Raw genomic sequence first — 16,454 nt, forward strand, 5'->3', positions numbered from 1 at the left:
ACGATATTATTCCAGCCTGATCGTTGTGTCGGGCTGGAATTTATATTTTAATACCTCCGGATTTTCTTCGTCGGAGAGGATGTAAACTCCATCAAATTCCAGTTGATTTAGAATTACCCAGGCCTTTGAACTTGTGGCAATGTTGCTGGAATATAGCAGGATTTTACCATCAAGCGAAGCCAGTTTCTCTTTATTTCCTTTATCGAGTAGTTTATCAAAAGGTATCGCCACCGAATTTTGGAAGCGTTGGTTTTCGGCGCCCAATTCCACTATTGTGTAGCTGTCTTTTAACTCGCTCAACTCCTGCATCGAAACTGTCATTTCTGTTGTCGTTGAAATTGCCTCGCTCACATTTCTTTTGAAAAGGTTTGCGTTAAAAGTTCGCACCAAAACCAGTACAACGAGTATGAGTAGAACACCTAAAATCCAGATTATATTTTTCTTCATTTTGTAGCTGTTTTATTCGCAACCTCCATCCAGCTGCGATTCTTCCAATCGTTTTGCTTCGAGGTATTGCATTTTTAAACTGTCGGGCAAACTGTTAATTTGGGTAAATGTTCTGCGCGCTTTGTAGCGGTTTTCGAACAGTGCATTTTCGCGTGGCGTAATTCGTTCGCCTGTAAATTTACTCAGCATAACCGTTTTATACCATTCATTCATTCCGCCTTTCATTACAAACGAATTCGAATAGCCCAATCCACTTACAATCGTCCAGGCCATGTTGGCTGTTTCATCGCCGTTCGCGTAATACACATTTCTCACTTTATCCTGATTCAGGTAGCCTTCCCAGCTGGGATTGAGTAAATCGTTAAAAGGAATATTGATTGAGCCCGGAATGTTACTTTCCATAAACTCTGAGGCACTTCGCAAATCGATCAGTTGAATAGTTGTGTCTTCGTTATTTACAAAACGGGCTACCTCGTCAACCGAGAAATACATCTCGGAATTCGACGAAACATCCAGCAATTCGGTGGGTTTTAGTTGAAATGATTTCGCGGCATTAAATGGCAGAAAAGCCAGAATCAATCCAACTCCTGCCAGTGCTACTGATATTTTTATTCGTGCATTCATCAGTGATTAAATTTCGGATGTGATATCGTTTCGTGCATATTTTTTTTCGGCCAGCTCGGCCACCCAGAACATGGCGATTGCAGCGGCTATCAGCAGAAAAGTAAAAACTCCGGGAGAAACTCCCAGCCATTCATCCACACGCACCGGCCCTTTGTAATTTGCTCCGGCCAGTGTTTGGATCATCGGATAAGTTTCGGCAAAAAGAAATGCGCCACTCAAGCCGCCCACTAAGAAAAATAGTGCATCGATTTTCCCTATCGACATAGCACTGATTCCGGTGCCGGGGCAAAAACCGCCCATTATAAATCCGGCTCCCATAATTACTCCGCCCACCAATGTTGCAGTTACGTAATATGGATTTACATAAACCAGGTTTAAATCGAGCAAGCCAAAATAGCTAAGCAATTGCGAACCCGCCAGCGCCACGATTGCGGCCGTAAAAAACACCTTCAAAACGGTAGTGTCGTAGCCGTAAAACATGCCGGCTAGTTTTCGGCTCGATGAAAAACCGGCCTGCTCCAGCGCAAAGCCAAAGCCAATTCCGATAAAAAATCCGATGCCGAGGTTAAGCCATTCCGGAAGGTCGTTAAGTATTGTAATCGGTCCCATAATTTTTGAATTTCTGAGTTACTGAAGGATTGAGTTTTAAATCCAGAGTTTTCTGAAAAACCATGCAAAAAGGAAGGCAGAGCCAAAAATGCCAAGCATGGTCATAAATCCGGCTACCGAAAGCACGGCCATTCCCGAGAGTGCAGCGCCGCTGGTACATCCACGAGCCAATTGCGCGCCGTACACAAAAAACACGCCTCCCAGAAAAGCAAACAACAGTCGTTTCCCATTCGATATTTTGGGCGATTTTTCAATTTTGAATTTTAAACGGCCAGAAATGGCTCCCGAAATAAATCCTCCTAAAAACATGCCGAGCACTTCAAGCGCCAGCCAGCTTTTTAAGGGATTTTTCCCGTCTTCGAAGTATTTACTGTAGTACGAAGATTCCATGGCGTGTTGATGGTCAACCGTTTCAACTGCGGCCACCACTGCGTATTTTAATCCGCCGCTGGCTCCCAGTCCGCGCCCAGAAAAAAACATGGCGCTTAAAAGTACCAGACCAAGCAGCACTCCCGCCAGGTACGGATTCATATATTTCTTTCTCATCGTAGTAAAAGGTTTTGGTTAAACTTAACCGGTCACTCTAAAGACAAATTAAGGGAGTTGATTGTTCTATCGTATGGGAATAATTCTCGGTTTATGTTTAAAAATTGTATCTTAATTCGTTCGGTTTTTGAACAGTCGTTTCAACAACTTTTGGTTTTGGTTGTTTCAACACAAAAAAAGCAAAGATGGAATTAGAGATCAGCAAATATTTCAAGGGAGTTCGGCCCGGCATTACACTTCCTTCGCCGTTAATGTTGGAAATTCTGAAAGAGGAGGGAATGCGTAAAATGGTGAGCGATCATTACGATCTGGTGGTGCAAAGCCCGATCAAAGATCTGTTCCCAAAAAATCCGATAGCACTTGAAAAGGCGAAAGAACACTCGGCTGATTTTTTTATTCAGATTTGTGGAGGCCCCGATTATTTTAACCAAAACCGCGGAAAACCTCAGCTAAACAGAAGGCACCTTCCATTTACAATTACCGCTGAAGCGCGCATCGAGTGGTTGAACTGTTACAGGCAGGTTTTAAGTAAACTGGATTTGCCTGATGACGTATTGAAATCGTTCTGGAAATACCTTGATGATTTTTCAAAGTGGATGGTGAATAGCCATTGAAAGGATTAGTTATTAAGGATTAGGTGGGAAAGGGATTTAGTGAATGAGTAATTGAGTGAATGAGGTATAACTGTAGAACTTGAACTTCGAATTTTGATTCACGATTTTAGATTGCAGAAGTGAGAGGGATGCTTCCAGTATACAGTCGCAGTTTACAATTCTACAATTTAGCAATAGAACAATTTGACAGTTTTGCAATTCAGCAATTTTTCAATCTCATTCAATCTGCATCAATCCTTTTCAATCTTACCGCCCCAACCGGTAATACAATGCCAGCGAAATTACGTTATTAAATAGTCCGTTGTGAAAATAATAATTGGTTTCTGATTTGTCACTGCTCGGAATAACAGATAGAGCAAAGCGCAGATCAACCGAGGCATGTTCCAGAAAATCAAACTGAAATCCAAGAAATGGCTGCAAATCGAAGGTGTTAAAGTCCTGTCGGTCGGGTTCCGGAATTTCGCCATCGCTGTTCAATTCTTTCGAGTGGATTAAAACTCCTGGCGCAATACCACCAATAATCATACTTCGGTCGTTGGTCCTGAATGCCATAAAAAGCGGAATGTCAATATATCCAAGGCGCATAACGTATTTATCAATGTCGGGTTGTTTGGGGTCGAATGATCTGCGAGCGCCTTTTTGCGAATATTTAATTTCCATTCCGGCCACAATTGCCGGCGCAATATCGGTTTGCACAAAAAGACCGGCTAAAATTCCTGCTTTGTGATAGCCTTTCAGATTATCACCTTCTACCTGAGTTCCGTTAAATCCTGCAATTATTCCTGCATCAAAACGCTGGGCAACAACAAGATTTGCAATTAAAAGAAATCCTAAGGCAACAAATATCCGCTTCATTTATTTCAGTTTTTCCAGTTCCTCTTTTAAAATCTCAACCCCAATTTCAGCTTTTTTCTCAATATACGTAACATTTTCGTGATAAACTTCCGGCCGGCTGGGGTCGATAACAAAAATTGGTGTTCCTTTTCGCACGTAGTTTACCAAACTTGCCGCAGGATAAACCGCCAGCGAAGTGCCAATTACCACCAGAATATCGGCTTGCTGAACAATACCAATAGCATTTGGAATTTCGGGAACAGCTTCACCAAACCAAACAATATGTGGTCGCAACTGACTTCCTTTTTCACAACAATCACCCAGTTTGAGCTCCCAATTTTCGAGTTCGTAAATCAAATACGAATCCAGCGTGCTTCGGGCTTTCATCAACTCGCCATGTAAATGCGTAACTTTTGTACTTCCGGCCCGCTCGTGCAGATTGTCAACATTTTGAGTTACTACCTGCACATCAAACCATTTTTCCAGCTCTGCAATTCCGCGATGTCCGCCGTTGGGCTGCGCTTCAAAAAGTTGCTTTCGGCGTTCGTTGTAAAACCGCAAAACAAGTTCCGGGTCGCGCTCCCACGCTTCGGGAGTGGCAACTTTGGTAACATCATATTGCTCCCAAATTCCACCCATATCGCGAAATGTTTTTAATCCGCTTTCCTGGCTCATGCCGGCTCCCGAAAGAACTACCAATTTTTTCATCATTAAAATATTCGATCAACGTTAAATGTACAATTAATAACAATCCCATTCAAATCGGGGCTGATAATCTGATGCTTATTTGAAGCGGCTTTTAATTGTGGATATAATTCGGCTTAAAAGGTGCTCGTTTCATGCTATTTCTGATATTTTTGTACTGATGATTGATCATGCGACGATAGACCGGATTATTGATGCTGCGGAAATTTCAGACGTAGTTGGCGATTTTGTTACACTCCGAAAACGGGGTGTGAACATGCTTGGTTTGTGCCCGTTTCACAACGAGAAAACGCCATCATTTACCGTGTCGCCGGCCAAAGGAATTTTTAAATGTTTCGGGTGTGGAAAGGGAGGAAACTCGGTGAACTTTATTATGGAGCACGAGAATCTCACCTATCCCGAGGCGCTGAAATGGCTGGCAAAAAAATACAATATAGAGGTTCGGGAGGAAGAGGAAACTGAAGAGCAAAAGCAGCTGAAAGATTCGCGCGAAAGTTTGATGATCGTTTCCGGTTTTGCCCAGAAATATTTTACCCGTTATTTGTGGGAAGAAAACGAGGGAAGAACCATTGGACTGGGCTACTTTCGCGAGCGTAGTTTTCGTGATGATATTCTGAAAAAGTTCGAAGTTGGTTTTGCCCCTGATGGGAAAACACCATTTACCGAAGCTGCACAAAAACAAGGTTATAAACTCGATTTTCTGGAGAAAACGGGTTTAACCATAAAACGCGACGACTGGTTGCGCGACCGATTTGCAGGGCGTGTAATGTTCCCAATTCATAACCTGGCCGGGCGCGTAATTGCCTTTGGTGGCCGCATTCTGACAAACGATAAAAAAACGGCGAAATATCTGAATTCGCCCGAATCGGATATTTACCACAAAAGCCGGGTGTTGTACGGAATTTATCAGGCCAAACGCGAGATGACGCGAACCGATAAATGTTACCTGGTTGAAGGTTATACCGATGTAATGTCGTTGCACCAGGTAGGCATCGAAAACGTAGTTGCTTCGTCGGGAACTTCGCTAACACCCGATCAAATCCGCATGGTACGCCGTTTTACGCCGAACATTACCATTATTTACGATGGCGATGCAGCAGGAATAAAAGCGTCGTTGCGTGGAATCGATATGGTGCTGGAAGAAGGCATGAACGTAAAAGTGCTTCCCTTGCCCGATGGCGAGGACCCTGATTCGTTCGCTAAAAAAATGGGCGCTTCCGGTTTCCAGGAATACATGGAGCAAAATGAGACCGACTTCATTCAGTTTAAAACTCGCCTGCTTTTAAAAAGTACCGAGAATGATCCGGTTGCCAAAGCGCGCCTGATCTCTGATGTTATCCGCTCGGTTTCTGTAATTCCTGATTCCATTACCCGCTCGGTGTATATTAAAGAATGTAGCCGTTTGCTTGGTGTTGCCGAGGAAGTGTTGTACACCGAGGTCAGGAAACAAAAACACCAACAAACCGAGGAGTTCCGCAAAAGGGAATTTCGCGAGAAAAATCGCAGACAGGCAGCTCCTCCGCAAGCTCCTCAGGAAGAACCTGCAGTTCGTCCGGTGAAACTTTTGGTGGAAGAACTGGAGTTTTTACGTTTTCTGTTGAAATATTGTACAACCGATTTGTTTGAAGAGGAGGATGAGGAAACCCACGAAACCCGCACTTTGTCGGTTGGCGAGTTTATGATCGACGAGCTGGAAGTTGATGAGCTGGTGTCGGAAAATCCGCTGTTTAAAAAGGTGTTTTACGAAGTTCGTGAGAATTTGTACAAAGAGAATTTCGACCCGTGGAAACACTTTGTTTACCACCCCGATGCTTCGATGAGCAAGTTTGCAACCGATTTGCTTTCGGAAAAATATACCGAAAGTAAACGCTGGACCAAAGCCGGTGCTTTTACCGAAAAAGAGGAGGATATTTTGGATATTCTCATTCCGAGGATCGTGAACGAATACAAACTGCGGAAAATAAAAATGATGATGGCCGAGATTGAAAAGGCCATTGACAAAGCAGCAGCCGACAACGATTTTGATAAAGTGATTGAAGAACAATCGATATATATGAACCTGAAACGGGCTGAAAAAGAGTTAGCTAAAAGCCTTGGCAGCCGAACCATAAATTAACGATATGCGAACAAATTTTATCGAAGACCGCAAAGAAATCGACGAAGTAATCCGCGCCTGCAAAACCTGTTATTTTGCCATGTCGGTGGATGATAAACCTTATGTTTTGCCGCTAAATTTTGCTTTGGAAGGCGATACAATTATTTTGCATTCGGCTCCGGAAGGTCGCATGTGGGAAACCATACAGAAAAATCCACAGGTGTGCATAAACTGGACCTTGGGCGAAGAACTGGCCTGGCAGGATGTGCGTGTTGGTTGTAGCTACCGGGTAAAATCGAAAACGGTAAATGTGGAAGGCAAAGTGGAATTCATAGATGATTTTGATGAAAAGTACCGTTGTCTCGGCTTGCTAATGAAACAATACAGCGACCGCGAATTTAAATTCGGTACACCGGCGGTAAAAAATGTCGGTATTTTTAAAGTTCATATTGAAAATATTACAGGGAAAGAGTTTGGCGCAAAAGCTGTAACGCCCTGGAATTCATAAAATAAATCAATGATTTTTGTAACAGGAGGTACCGGGTTGGTTGGAGCTCATTTATTGTATGAGCTTTGTAAAGCGGGCAAAAAAGTTCGGGCTTTAAAACGCCAAACAAGCAATTTGGAGCAGGTTAAAAAAACTTTTGCCTATTACACCGATGATGCTCAACAGTTGTTCGATACCATTGAATGGGTGGACGGCGACATCCTGGATTATTTCTCACTCGAAAAATTATTGAAGGACGTAACAGAGATCTATCATTGTGCGGCTATCGTTTCATTCGAAAGCAAAGAACGGCAACGGATGATCTCAAATAACGTGGAGGGAACTGCTAATCTTGTTGATGCGGCCATCGAAAATGGTGTGAAAAAGATTTGCCATGTAAGTTCCATTGCTGCGTTGGGAAAAATGCAAAATGGTGCTCCGGTTACGGAAGAAACCAACTGGGTACCATCGAAAAAGAACTCGGCTTACTCGGAAAGTAAATTTTATTCTGAAACCGAAATCTGGCGCGGAATTGAAGAAGGATTGGATGCCATTATCGTAAATCCGTCGATTATTTTTGGCCCGGCAAACTGGGAGAGCGGAAGTGCAAAGATCTTCAAAACCATTTGGGATGGAATGAAATTTTATACCAGAGGAGTTACCGGTTTTGTAGATGTTTTTGATGTTGTACGCCCGATGATAAAATTGATGGAAGCCGAAAATTTTGAAAACTGCAAAAACCAGCGCTATATTTTGAGTGCCGAGAATTTAAGTTATCAGCAGGTGTTTACGCAAATTGCTGAAGCATTGCAAAAACCAAAGCCAACGATTTGGGCCAGCGATTTTTTGATGGGTTTTGTATGGCGGGCAGCTACTTTTGCCAGCTGGTTTACACGTAAACCATCGTTAATTACCCGCGAAGCAGCAACGGGCCGTAATGCTGTTAATAATTTCGATGGTTCGAAAATTACCCGAATGACGGGTTACGAATATCTTTCGATTGCAGAGTCAATCAAAAAAACGGCCGGCTTTCTGAAAGCGGATATGAACTAATTTCCGGAAAAAGAAAAAGGCAGGTGAACCCCGCCTTTTTAAAACTCTAATTTTTTATCATTCCTAATGAATGCCCAAATTCAATAAAAGTCTTCCCAAACTTTTATTGCGATGCAATGGTATAGTTATCTACTTCTTCAACAAGTAGTATTTTAACTCATTTTCAGCCCTGTAACCTCGCAAAAGGGCACAAATGGGCAACTCTTCGTCCACAAAAAGCTGCCCATAATAAAAACAAAAAGATAAAAAATAAGGGTTTGTATCCGCCAAAGTATATTGTTGTTTATTAATTTCCAAATATTTCAACGAAAAAGTGGTAGAAAACGGGTTAATGAGAATCATTTTAGCTTACAGCTGAACATAAAGTAATGATTTATCTAAAATGTTAATATCGGCTGCTAGTGCGAATAAAGAAAAGAATGGAATTAACAAAGTCTTATTCGTAGTTTGTTTTGTTTAACGTAATTGAAGAATTTGGGCCTGTACTTTTTGATGTTTTTAAAGGCTTTTGGAACGATGATTTCAGGTAGTTTTTATAAATTTATAAGAACCAAATAGGTGACAATAATGTTTCGAAAATTATGTGTTACGATATAAAAACCAAGGTTGAAGCAGCATTAAAACGGGCGCGGCATTACGGCAACGAAGAAGCTATACAAATGCTGATCGAACAGTTTCGTCCACATCTGGAGGAGGAGTTTTTTCATGTTTCGGGTTTCGAGCATCCTAAAATGTTGATTTATACCAGCGAGAATTTTGAATTGCCGGCCATTGCAAGTTGGGGGCTCATTCCATTTTGGGTGAAAAGCGAACAGCAACAACTCGATATCTGGAATAAAACGATTAATGCGCGCGGCGAAAGTATTTTTGAAAAACCTTCATTTCGAACCTCAGCGAAGTCGAAACGCTGTTTGGTTTATATCGATGGTTTTTTCGAGCATCACCATTTTGGCGGCAAAAAGTATCCGTTTTATATCCAACGGGTGGACGGTGAGCCCATTGTTTTAGGTGGTTTGTGGGATGAATGGACAAACAAAGCAACGGGAGAAGTGGTGAACTCGTTTACTATTGTTACCACCAAAGCCAATTCACTAATGAAAAAGATCCACAACAATCCGAAACTTCAAGAAGCACGAATGCCGCTGATTCTCAATGAGGAAGAGGCGGATCAATGGCTGAACGGATCTTCTGTTCAGGCAAAATCAATGATCCAACCGGCTGCCGATGGTTTGTTAAAAGCGCACACTGTTAGGCGATTGCGTGGCAAAGAAGCCGTTGGCAATTCACCCGAAGCGATCGAGGAGTTTATTTATCCCGAACTTAAATTCAGAGCTTAACTTTTACCGGAACACTCAGTCTGCTTTCGTTGCTTAAACGATCGAGTACTGAAATGCGAACCTCGTATTTTTTCTTTTTCCGGTTTATGCGGTCAAATTTAATTTCCTGATCTTTTGTAATGCTGTAAATATATTTGCAGTTATCCGGATCGAACTTTTCTCCTTCTTCATTCATGTAGAGCACATAACTCCACGCCTTGTCCATTTCGTTTTGGGTTTCGGCAGGTGTCCATTTTACTTTTCGTCCACTCTTTTTAACTTTTGCAATGGCTTGTGGTGCCTGATTATCGAGCCACGGCATTGGCGGAACAATTGCCGGAGATTTGTAATAGTCTAGTTTTAAACTGTCTTGTAATCCAAGCAGATCGCCATTAAACCATTTACTGCTGTAAAACGACGAACCCTGAATTTCGGGTATCGAACGCAATATTCGTATTTGTTTTGTCAGCTGGTCTGGCTCAGTCCACTCTTTGGTTTGCGAAGTGCTGCTTACTTTATAAGGTGCCTGCCCAATGTACATCGCGCGGCCGTATGCATGATCTTTCCACCAGTTGGCCAACAGTTGAAAATCGACAGTTGGGTGCCCAATTTGCCAGTACAGTTGCGGCAATGTATAATCGATCCAGCCTTCTTTTTGCCATTTTATAATGTTGGCATACAATTGGTCGTAATTTGTTGTCCCGGCTTTTGTGTCGGAACCCATCGGATCGTCGGTTTTATTGCGCCACACGCCAAACGGACTGATACCAAATTTAACCCAGGGTTTTGTGGCTTTAATCGAGTCGTTCAGCATTTTAATGGTTATGTCCACATTTTCGCGGCGCCAGTCGGCTTTATTTTCTGCAGTAAATCCACGGTTGTAGAGTTTGAACGAAGTGGTATCGGGGAATTCTTCTTTTAACGGATAAGGGTAAAAATAGTCGTCGAAATGAATGGCATCCACATCATACCGCTTTACAATGTCTTGCACCACGTCGGTAACAAATTCGCGGGCTTGTGGTAATCCCGGGTCGAAATACAAGCGGGTGCCATATTTTAAAATCCATTCAGGATGACGAAATGCAATGTGATCGATTGATAGCGGATCGTCGAGTTTTTGTGCCACACGGTAAGGATTTAACCAGGCGTGCAATTCCATTCCTCGTTTGTGGCATTCTTCGATCCAAAACTTCAGCGGATCGTAAAAAGGCAGCGGTGCCTGTCCCTGTACACCGGTGAGGTAACGCGACCACGGCTCCAAATCCGACTGATAAAAAGCATCGGCAGCCGGGCGTACCTGCAAAATAATGGCATTCATGCCCAAACTTTTATGTAAATTTAAAATATCGACGATTTCCCTTTTTTGAGCATCCGTGCTTAATCCGGGTTTCGAAGGCCAGTCGATGTTTACAACGGTAGCAACCCAAACGGCTCTGAATTCGTATTTAGGTTGGGAAAAGGTATTGAGAGAATACAACAGGCAAGCTGTAAGAAGGAATAGTAGCTTTTTCATACGATTAAAATTGTTGGTTGTTTAAGGTATTGTATGCAACTCGCACCTCTTTGCTGAATTTGGTCGTATTGAATTTAGATGCTCGTTTCATATTATGGACATTGTTCGACACAAAAATAAGAGAATGTTATCTTGTGGGAAACGAAAAAGGTAGAATTTACTGTGTGAGTCTTTCAACTAAAAAAAATTGATATCTTTGTGGCAGATATACGAAGTAAAAAAGTAAACGATATTTAAGACAAACAACAGGCTTGTCGTTCTGGCAAGTTTGTGGTTTATTAGGTTTAGTTGGTTTAGGTTAAAAAGGCTGTCAGAAGGGCAGCCTTTTCTTTTTTATAAATTTTGAAAAGCACTAAACTTAAGCTGAGTAAATCAAATCTATTTTTGTTATCCAGGATTTCCGATTAATAAGTGAAAAATCCTATTGACCTGTGTTATTAGCGTTCAAATAAAAAAGGCTGCCGGATTACTCCAACAGCCTTTGTATGGTTGTTTTTTTTGATTGAGAACTACCTTTTCATTATTCCGTAGCACATAATTTTCAGAATAATATCAACGCTTCGTTCCAGATTTACATCGCTGTAATTTCCTGCGGCAAGCGGCATTTCCAGTCCTTTAATTGCGGTGGTAATACCAATGGCAGCCAGGTTGAAATCGTAAATCTCAAATTCATTTTTCCGAACACCTTCAATCAGAATTCGTTTGATCATCCTGATCTCGTCTTGTTCGTATTTAATTTTTACTTCGTCGATAAATCCAACGGCGGTAACGTCGTTTTCAATGGCATGATAGAAATTCGCCAAATTACGGAAAGTAGCCATTTTGGTTAAAATGTAATCGCGCAACTTGTCCACCGGATCGGTGTTTCTGTTGATCACAATCTCAAGTTCGTACGCCAAAATGTCGACTTCTTTCATAATAACAGCCTGAAAAAGGTCTTCTTTGCTTTTGAAATAGTAATAAAGCGAACTTTTTCCTTTGCGAACTGCATTAGCGATGTCGTCGAGTGTGGTTTTTTTGTAGCCGTATTTGCTGAAAATTTCACGTGCAATCTTTAGGATATTTTCCCTGTTTACATCCTTTTTATTCGCAGTTTCCGTTGAATTTTGCATGAATTGAAACGTTTTGTCTTTGTTAAAACTTGGCCAAATATAACTATTTATTTTAGCCGTTATTATTTTTTAGAACATTTTACTCTGGCAGACGACATTTACTTTTGCTGTTTGAATACCCTGTAACTGGTTGAAATCTATCCGGGTAATATTCGAATAGCTATTCCTTATCCTGCTCAGCCAGTTTAAAGTCGAGTTGCTTTCTTTCAAGATTGGTGCGCCAAACACGTACATTTATTTTTTCGCCCAACTGAAAACTTTTACGTGAATGACGACCCACCAGCATATAATTCTTTTCATCGAAAATATAAAAATCATCATCCATTTGCGCAATCGGAATCATGCCTTCAATTTTGTTCTCCAGTTCAACATATATTCCCCAGTCGGTAACACCCGAAATGGTTCCTGGGTAAACTTTGCCGATATGATCCTGCATAAACTCTACCTGTTTATATTTTATCGATGCCCGTTCGGCATTGGCTGCTTTCGCTTCCATGTCGGACGAATGTTTACACAGCCCCTCATATTTTTGCTCGTTAACCGAACGTCCTCCGTCTAAATATTTTTCCAGCAGACGGTGCACCATCATATCAGGGTAGCGCCTGATTGGCGAGGTAAAGTGCGTATAATAATCGAACGAAAGTCCGTAGTGCCCAATGTTTCGGGTTGAATACGCCGCTTTTGCCATTGTTCGGATGGCCAGCGTTTCAACCACATTCTGCTCGTTTTTACCTTTTACTTCGGTTAATAATTTATTTAGCGAAGTTGAAATGGCGCGTGGCGTTGCAAGTTGAATACCGTGCCCGAAACGTTTTATAAATGTGTTGAATGCTGAAAGTTTATCGGGATCAGGTTTGTCGTGAATACGGTAAACAAAGGTTTTCGGCGTTTTCTTTTCCGGAACTTTGCCAATAAACTCGGCCACTTTTTTGTTGGCCAGCAACATAAATTCCTCAATCAGGTGGTTCGATTCTTTCGATTCTTTAAACGACACTGAAATTGGTTTTCCTTTCTCATCAATATCAAATTTCATTTCAACGCGCTCAAAAGCAATCGATCCGCTACCAAAACGTTCGTCGCGCAATTTTATCGCCAGTTCGTTCAGTTTTAGCACTTGCTCAGAAAAATCACCTTGGCCGGTTTCGATAATTTCCTGTGCTTCTTCGTAGGTAAATCGCCGGTCGGAGTGGATGGCAGTTTTCCCAAACCACTGTTTTTTCACTTTTGCATCTTCGGTAATTTCAAAAACAGCCGAGAAACACAATTTATCCTCTTTCGGCCGCAACGAACAAACACCGTTCGACAGCCGCTCGGGAAGCATCGGAACTACCCGGTCGACCAGGTAAACAGATGTTGCACGATCTTGTGCCTCGTTTTCAATAATAGTATTTGGGCGCACATAATGGGTAACATCGGCAATGTGTACACCAACTTCCCAGTTTCCGTTGTCCAGTTTTTTCAGCGACAGTGCATCGTCAAAATCTTTTGCATCAGCCGGGTCGATGGTAAATGTGGTGGTTTTGCGCATATCGCGCCGCTTTTTAATCTCCTCGTTCGGAATTTCAAGCGGAATTTTTTCAGCGGCTTTATCCACGTTTTGAGGAAATTTGTGTGGCAATTCAAACTCGGCCAAAATAGCGTGCATTTCAGCATCGTTATCGCCGGTGTCGCCCAAAACTTCAATAATTTCCCCAAACGGACTGCGTGCTTTTGCCGGCCAGTCTTTAATTTCGGCAATGGCTTTTTGCCCGTCTTTTGCGCCGTTAAGTTTTTCTTTCGGAATAAAAATATCGAAACCAACTTTCCCTGACGGAACCAAAAACGCAAAGTTCTTGGTGGTTTGTACAGTTCCCACAAATATTGTTTTTGCCCGTTCCAGAATCTCGGTTACTTCGCCTTCCAAATCGTGCTTTTTACGCCGTGCATACACATGGATTCGCACTTTGTCGCCTTCCATGGCATGATTCAGGTTGCGCGATGAAATTACAGCCGGTTGTTCCAGCTCGTCGCTGACAACATAGGCAAAACCTTGTGGCTGCATTTCTATAATACCCGTAACTTTTCCGGTGCGTGCTTTCAGTTTGAATTTACCCCGCGAAATCTGATCGAGGTAACCGTCGTCGGCTAGTTCCTGCAATGCAACGTTAATCAATTTGCGTGTTTCAGGGTCTTTTATGCTCAGCGAACCTGAGATCTGGCGGTAGTTAACGGTCTTTCCGGGGTTTTCGTATAGTGTTGAAAGTATGGCGTTTTTTAGCTTTTTCTTGTTGTATGTGCCGCCGCGTTTCTTTTTGCGCAGCTTATTCTTTTTCTTTCTTCCCATTTTGTTTTAATTATCACTAGCAAGTTAAAATAATTATTATTCATGTTTCAATAATAAATGCGGAAGTTGCGAACAAATTCACAACGTTGGTAGGTTTATTTCGGAATATTTAACAACTCGGCACCTCCTATATTTACAGGAATTTGTATGTTTGTAAACCATTTTAAGGGTTCGGTATTTTGCCTGTGAACACCTTGAAAACAGACATTTTAAGCCTATGAAGTTAAAGGGGAAACTGCCGTTTTTTATTGTTGCAATGCTGGCCTGGGTGGTCATTATTTCGTCGTGTGCCAATATTGGTATGCCGGCCGGAGGCCCGCGCGACTCGGTGCCACCGATTTTGCTGGAAACCAGCCCGGAGTACCGCGCATTGAACTTTGATAAAAAGGATGTCAGGTTTACATTCAACGAATATTTACAAACGGATAAAATCTCGGAGCAGCTGGTAATTTCGCCGCCTCTGGAGAAACGCCCGTCGATAAAAACCAAATCGAAAACCCTGATCATCGAATTCAACGAGGATTTAAAAGACAGCGTAACTTATTCGCTCGATTTTAAAAATTCGATTGTAGATAACAACGAACAAAATCCGCTTAAAAACCTACGTTTTTCGTTTAGCACCGGGCCCGAATACGACTCGTTACGAGTGGCCGGACGTGTAATAAATGCCTTTAACTTAGAACCAAACGAAGATGGTTCGTTGCTGGTTTTGCATTCAAATCTTCACGATTCAGCAGTGTTCAGGGTACGCCCCGATTACATTGCAAAAACCGATGAAGAAGGTTTGTTTATGATTGATAATATTGCTTCAGGAACTTACAATCTGTTCGCCATAAACGACATGAACAACGACCTGATGTACAACGAAGGAGCAGAAGAAATTGCGTTTCTGGATACATTGGTAATTCCTGAAGCACATTTTCATGCCGAAGCCGACACAGTGGTTAGTGGCGTAGATTCGATGCTGGTTTTGGGGCATACACATTTTTCTCCCGAGCCATTTTACATGCGTTATGTAATGGAGGATATTTTTGAGCAGTATGTTGAATCGACCGAACGCGAGAGCCGGAATAAGTGTTTGTTCCTGTTCAATGAATCGATTGCCGATACTTTTTCGGTGAACCTGATTGACCACGAAGCCAGCGACTGGCAAATGTTCGAATATGGCACTAAAAAAGACTCGGTGCTGATGTGGATTACCGACACAATGGTTTCGAGATACGACTCGCTTTATATGGAATTGTGCTACACACAACTGGACTCAGCCGGGATGCCTTACGTGCAAAACGACACGGTTTTGATGCATTGGGAAGACCCTGAAGTGGAAGCGGAAAAGAAAAGCCGTAGACGTGACAAGGAGGAGGAAGAAGAGGAGCCGAAACCGGAACCAATTCCGCAGTTTACGTGGCAAACCGATATTCCGTCGACCATGGAGCTGAACGGAATGATCCGATTTGTATCGCCTGAGCCGGTTGAAAGTTTCAACACTTCGATGGTGAAAATGTATTATGCGGCTGATACCTTGAAAAATGCTTTGCCGATAAATGTAAAAGAAGACACTACAAAATACCGGAGTTACTCGATTGGTTACAATTGGGAGCCGGAAACCGAATACAGCCTCGAGATCGACTCGGCAGCCTGTGTAAATATTTTCGGAATTACCAGCAAGGCTTATACCAAGCGTTTTAAAACACGCGAAGAAGATTATTATGGCAGCCTTGAATTTAATTTCACGAATGTTACCATGCCGATGATCGTTCAAATCCTGAAAAATGGCGACAACGAAGAGGTGTTGCGCCAAAAAACCTTTGCTGAAAACGGCACGGTGTTGTTTAATTATCTGGCACCCGAAAAGTACAAGGTAAAAGTTATTTACGATGCCAATGGAAACGGCAAATGGGATGCCGGAAGTTTCCAGGACAAAGTGCAACCCGAGCGTGTGGCCTATGTGCAGGAAGTGATAAAACTGCGCTCGAACTGGAGCGAAAGTCACAGTTGGGATTTAACGCCCGATCCGCTTTTCAGTAAAAATATCCGCGACAAGGAAGAAGAAGAACGGAAGCGCGAAGAAGCATTGGAGAAACAACGAAAAGAAGAGGAAGAGCAACGAAATAACAGTATGTTCCGACCGGGAAACAGCGGATCTGGTGGTTTTCAGCAGAGATAAACCGGGCAG

15 protein-coding genes are annotated in these 16,454 nt (G+C 42.4%); 6 read left to right on the forward strand and 9 right to left on the reverse strand.

Annotated elements, in window-relative coordinates; genetic code table 11:
* Nucleotides 1–6 precede the first annotated feature (6 nt).
* From QZ576_RS04050 to QZ576_RS04065, 4 genes are read right to left on the reverse strand one after another with little or no spacing between them, the layout of a single operon-like run.
* Complete coding sequence (locus QZ576_RS04050; RefSeq protein WP_297094322.1) at nucleotides 7–447, reverse strand: hypothetical protein; 441 nt, start codon at nucleotides 445–447, stop codon at nucleotides 7–9.
* A gap of 12 nt (nucleotides 448–459) precedes the next feature.
* The gene (locus tag QZ576_RS04055; RefSeq protein ID WP_297094325.1) at nucleotides 460–1,071 is read right to left on the reverse strand and encodes a rhodanese-like domain-containing protein; all 612 of its coding nucleotides are present in this window, start codon (nucleotides 1,069–1,071) and stop codon (nucleotides 460–462) included.
* Between the two features lie 6 nt (nucleotides 1,072–1,077).
* Nucleotides 1,078–1,680: a YeeE/YedE thiosulfate transporter family protein gene (locus QZ576_RS04060; protein WP_297094327.1), complete on the reverse strand. Its 603-nt coding sequence runs from the start codon at nucleotides 1,678–1,680 to the stop codon at nucleotides 1,078–1,080.
* A 36-nt stretch (nucleotides 1,681–1,716) separates the two neighbouring features.
* A complete protein-coding gene (locus QZ576_RS04065; protein WP_297094330.1) occupies nucleotides 1,717–2,226 on the reverse strand; it encodes a YeeE/YedE thiosulfate transporter family protein in 510 nt (169 codons plus the stop codon).
* Nucleotides 2,227–2,411: 185 nt separating this feature from the next.
* On the opposite strand from QZ576_RS04065, the gene QZ576_RS04070 reads away from it, so the two are divergent.
* Nucleotides 2,412–2,840, forward strand: a complete 429-nt coding sequence (locus QZ576_RS04070) for a hypothetical protein (protein WP_297094332.1) — start codon at nucleotides 2,412–2,414, stop codon at nucleotides 2,838–2,840.
* A gap of 246 nt (nucleotides 2,841–3,086) precedes the next feature.
* On the opposite strand, the gene QZ576_RS04075 is transcribed toward QZ576_RS04070, so the two are convergent.
* Entirely contained in the window at nucleotides 3,087–3,695 is a 609-nt protein-coding gene (locus tag QZ576_RS04075) for a porin family protein (protein ID WP_297094334.1), read from the reverse strand.
* Nucleotides 3,696–4,382: an NAD-dependent deacylase gene (locus QZ576_RS04080; protein ID WP_297094336.1), complete on the reverse strand. Its 687-nt coding sequence runs from the start codon at nucleotides 4,380–4,382 to the stop codon at nucleotides 3,696–3,698.
* A 157-nt stretch (nucleotides 4,383–4,539) separates the two neighbouring features.
* On the opposite strand from QZ576_RS04080, the gene dnaG reads away from it, so the two are divergent.
* The 4 genes from dnaG to QZ576_RS04100 all read left to right on the forward strand — a co-directional run bounded on the left by dnaG (nucleotide 4,540) and on the right by QZ576_RS04100 (nucleotide 9,351).
* The gene (gene dnaG / locus QZ576_RS04085; RefSeq protein WP_297094338.1) at nucleotides 4,540–6,495 is read left to right on the forward strand and encodes a DNA primase; all 1,956 of its coding nucleotides are present in this window, start codon (nucleotides 4,540–4,542) and stop codon (nucleotides 6,493–6,495) included.
* Nucleotides 6,496–6,499: 4 nt separating this feature from the next.
* Nucleotides 6,500–6,982, forward strand: coding sequence for a pyridoxamine 5'-phosphate oxidase family protein (locus QZ576_RS04090; protein ID WP_297094341.1), 483 nt, complete (start codon nucleotides 6,500–6,502; stop codon nucleotides 6,980–6,982).
* A 9-nt stretch (nucleotides 6,983–6,991) separates the two neighbouring features.
* Nucleotides 6,992–8,014: an NAD-dependent epimerase/dehydratase family protein gene (locus QZ576_RS04095; protein ID WP_297094343.1), complete on the forward strand. Its 1,023-nt coding sequence runs from the start codon at nucleotides 6,992–6,994 to the stop codon at nucleotides 8,012–8,014.
* Between the two features lie 581 nt (nucleotides 8,015–8,595).
* On the forward strand, nucleotides 8,596–9,351 hold the full coding sequence (locus QZ576_RS04100) for an SOS response-associated peptidase (RefSeq protein WP_297094344.1): 756 nt from the start codon (nucleotides 8,596–8,598) through the stop codon (nucleotides 9,349–9,351).
* Here the strand turns inward: QZ576_RS04100 and QZ576_RS04105 are convergent.
* The 3 genes from QZ576_RS04105 to rnr form a co-directional block, all read right to left on the reverse strand.
* Complete coding sequence (locus tag QZ576_RS04105) at nucleotides 9,341–10,843, reverse strand: family 10 glycosylhydrolase (protein ID WP_297094346.1); 1,503 nt, start codon at nucleotides 10,841–10,843, stop codon at nucleotides 9,341–9,343. The genes QZ576_RS04100 and QZ576_RS04105 overlap by 11 nt on opposite strands.
* A 509-nt stretch (nucleotides 10,844–11,352) precedes the next feature.
* Nucleotides 11,353–11,955, reverse strand: coding sequence for a TetR/AcrR family transcriptional regulator (locus QZ576_RS04110; protein WP_297094348.1), 603 nt, complete (start codon nucleotides 11,953–11,955; stop codon nucleotides 11,353–11,355).
* A gap of 160 nt (nucleotides 11,956–12,115) precedes the next feature.
* On the reverse strand, nucleotides 12,116–14,278 hold the full coding sequence (gene rnr / locus QZ576_RS04115) for a ribonuclease R (protein WP_297094350.1): 2,163 nt from the start codon (nucleotides 14,276–14,278) through the stop codon (nucleotides 12,116–12,118).
* A gap of 217 nt (nucleotides 14,279–14,495) precedes the next feature.
* Here rnr and QZ576_RS04120 point away from each other — a divergent pair, with 217 nt between their 5' ends.
* Nucleotides 14,496–16,445, forward strand: a complete 1,950-nt coding sequence (locus QZ576_RS04120; RefSeq protein WP_297094352.1) for an Ig-like domain-containing domain — start codon at nucleotides 14,496–14,498, stop codon at nucleotides 16,443–16,445.
* Nucleotides 16,446–16,454 lie beyond the last annotated feature (9 nt).

It is taken from the genome of uncultured Draconibacterium sp. (assembly GCF_913060805.1).
Taxonomy (GTDB): Bacteria; Bacteroidota; Bacteroidia; order Bacteroidales; family Prolixibacteraceae; genus Draconibacterium.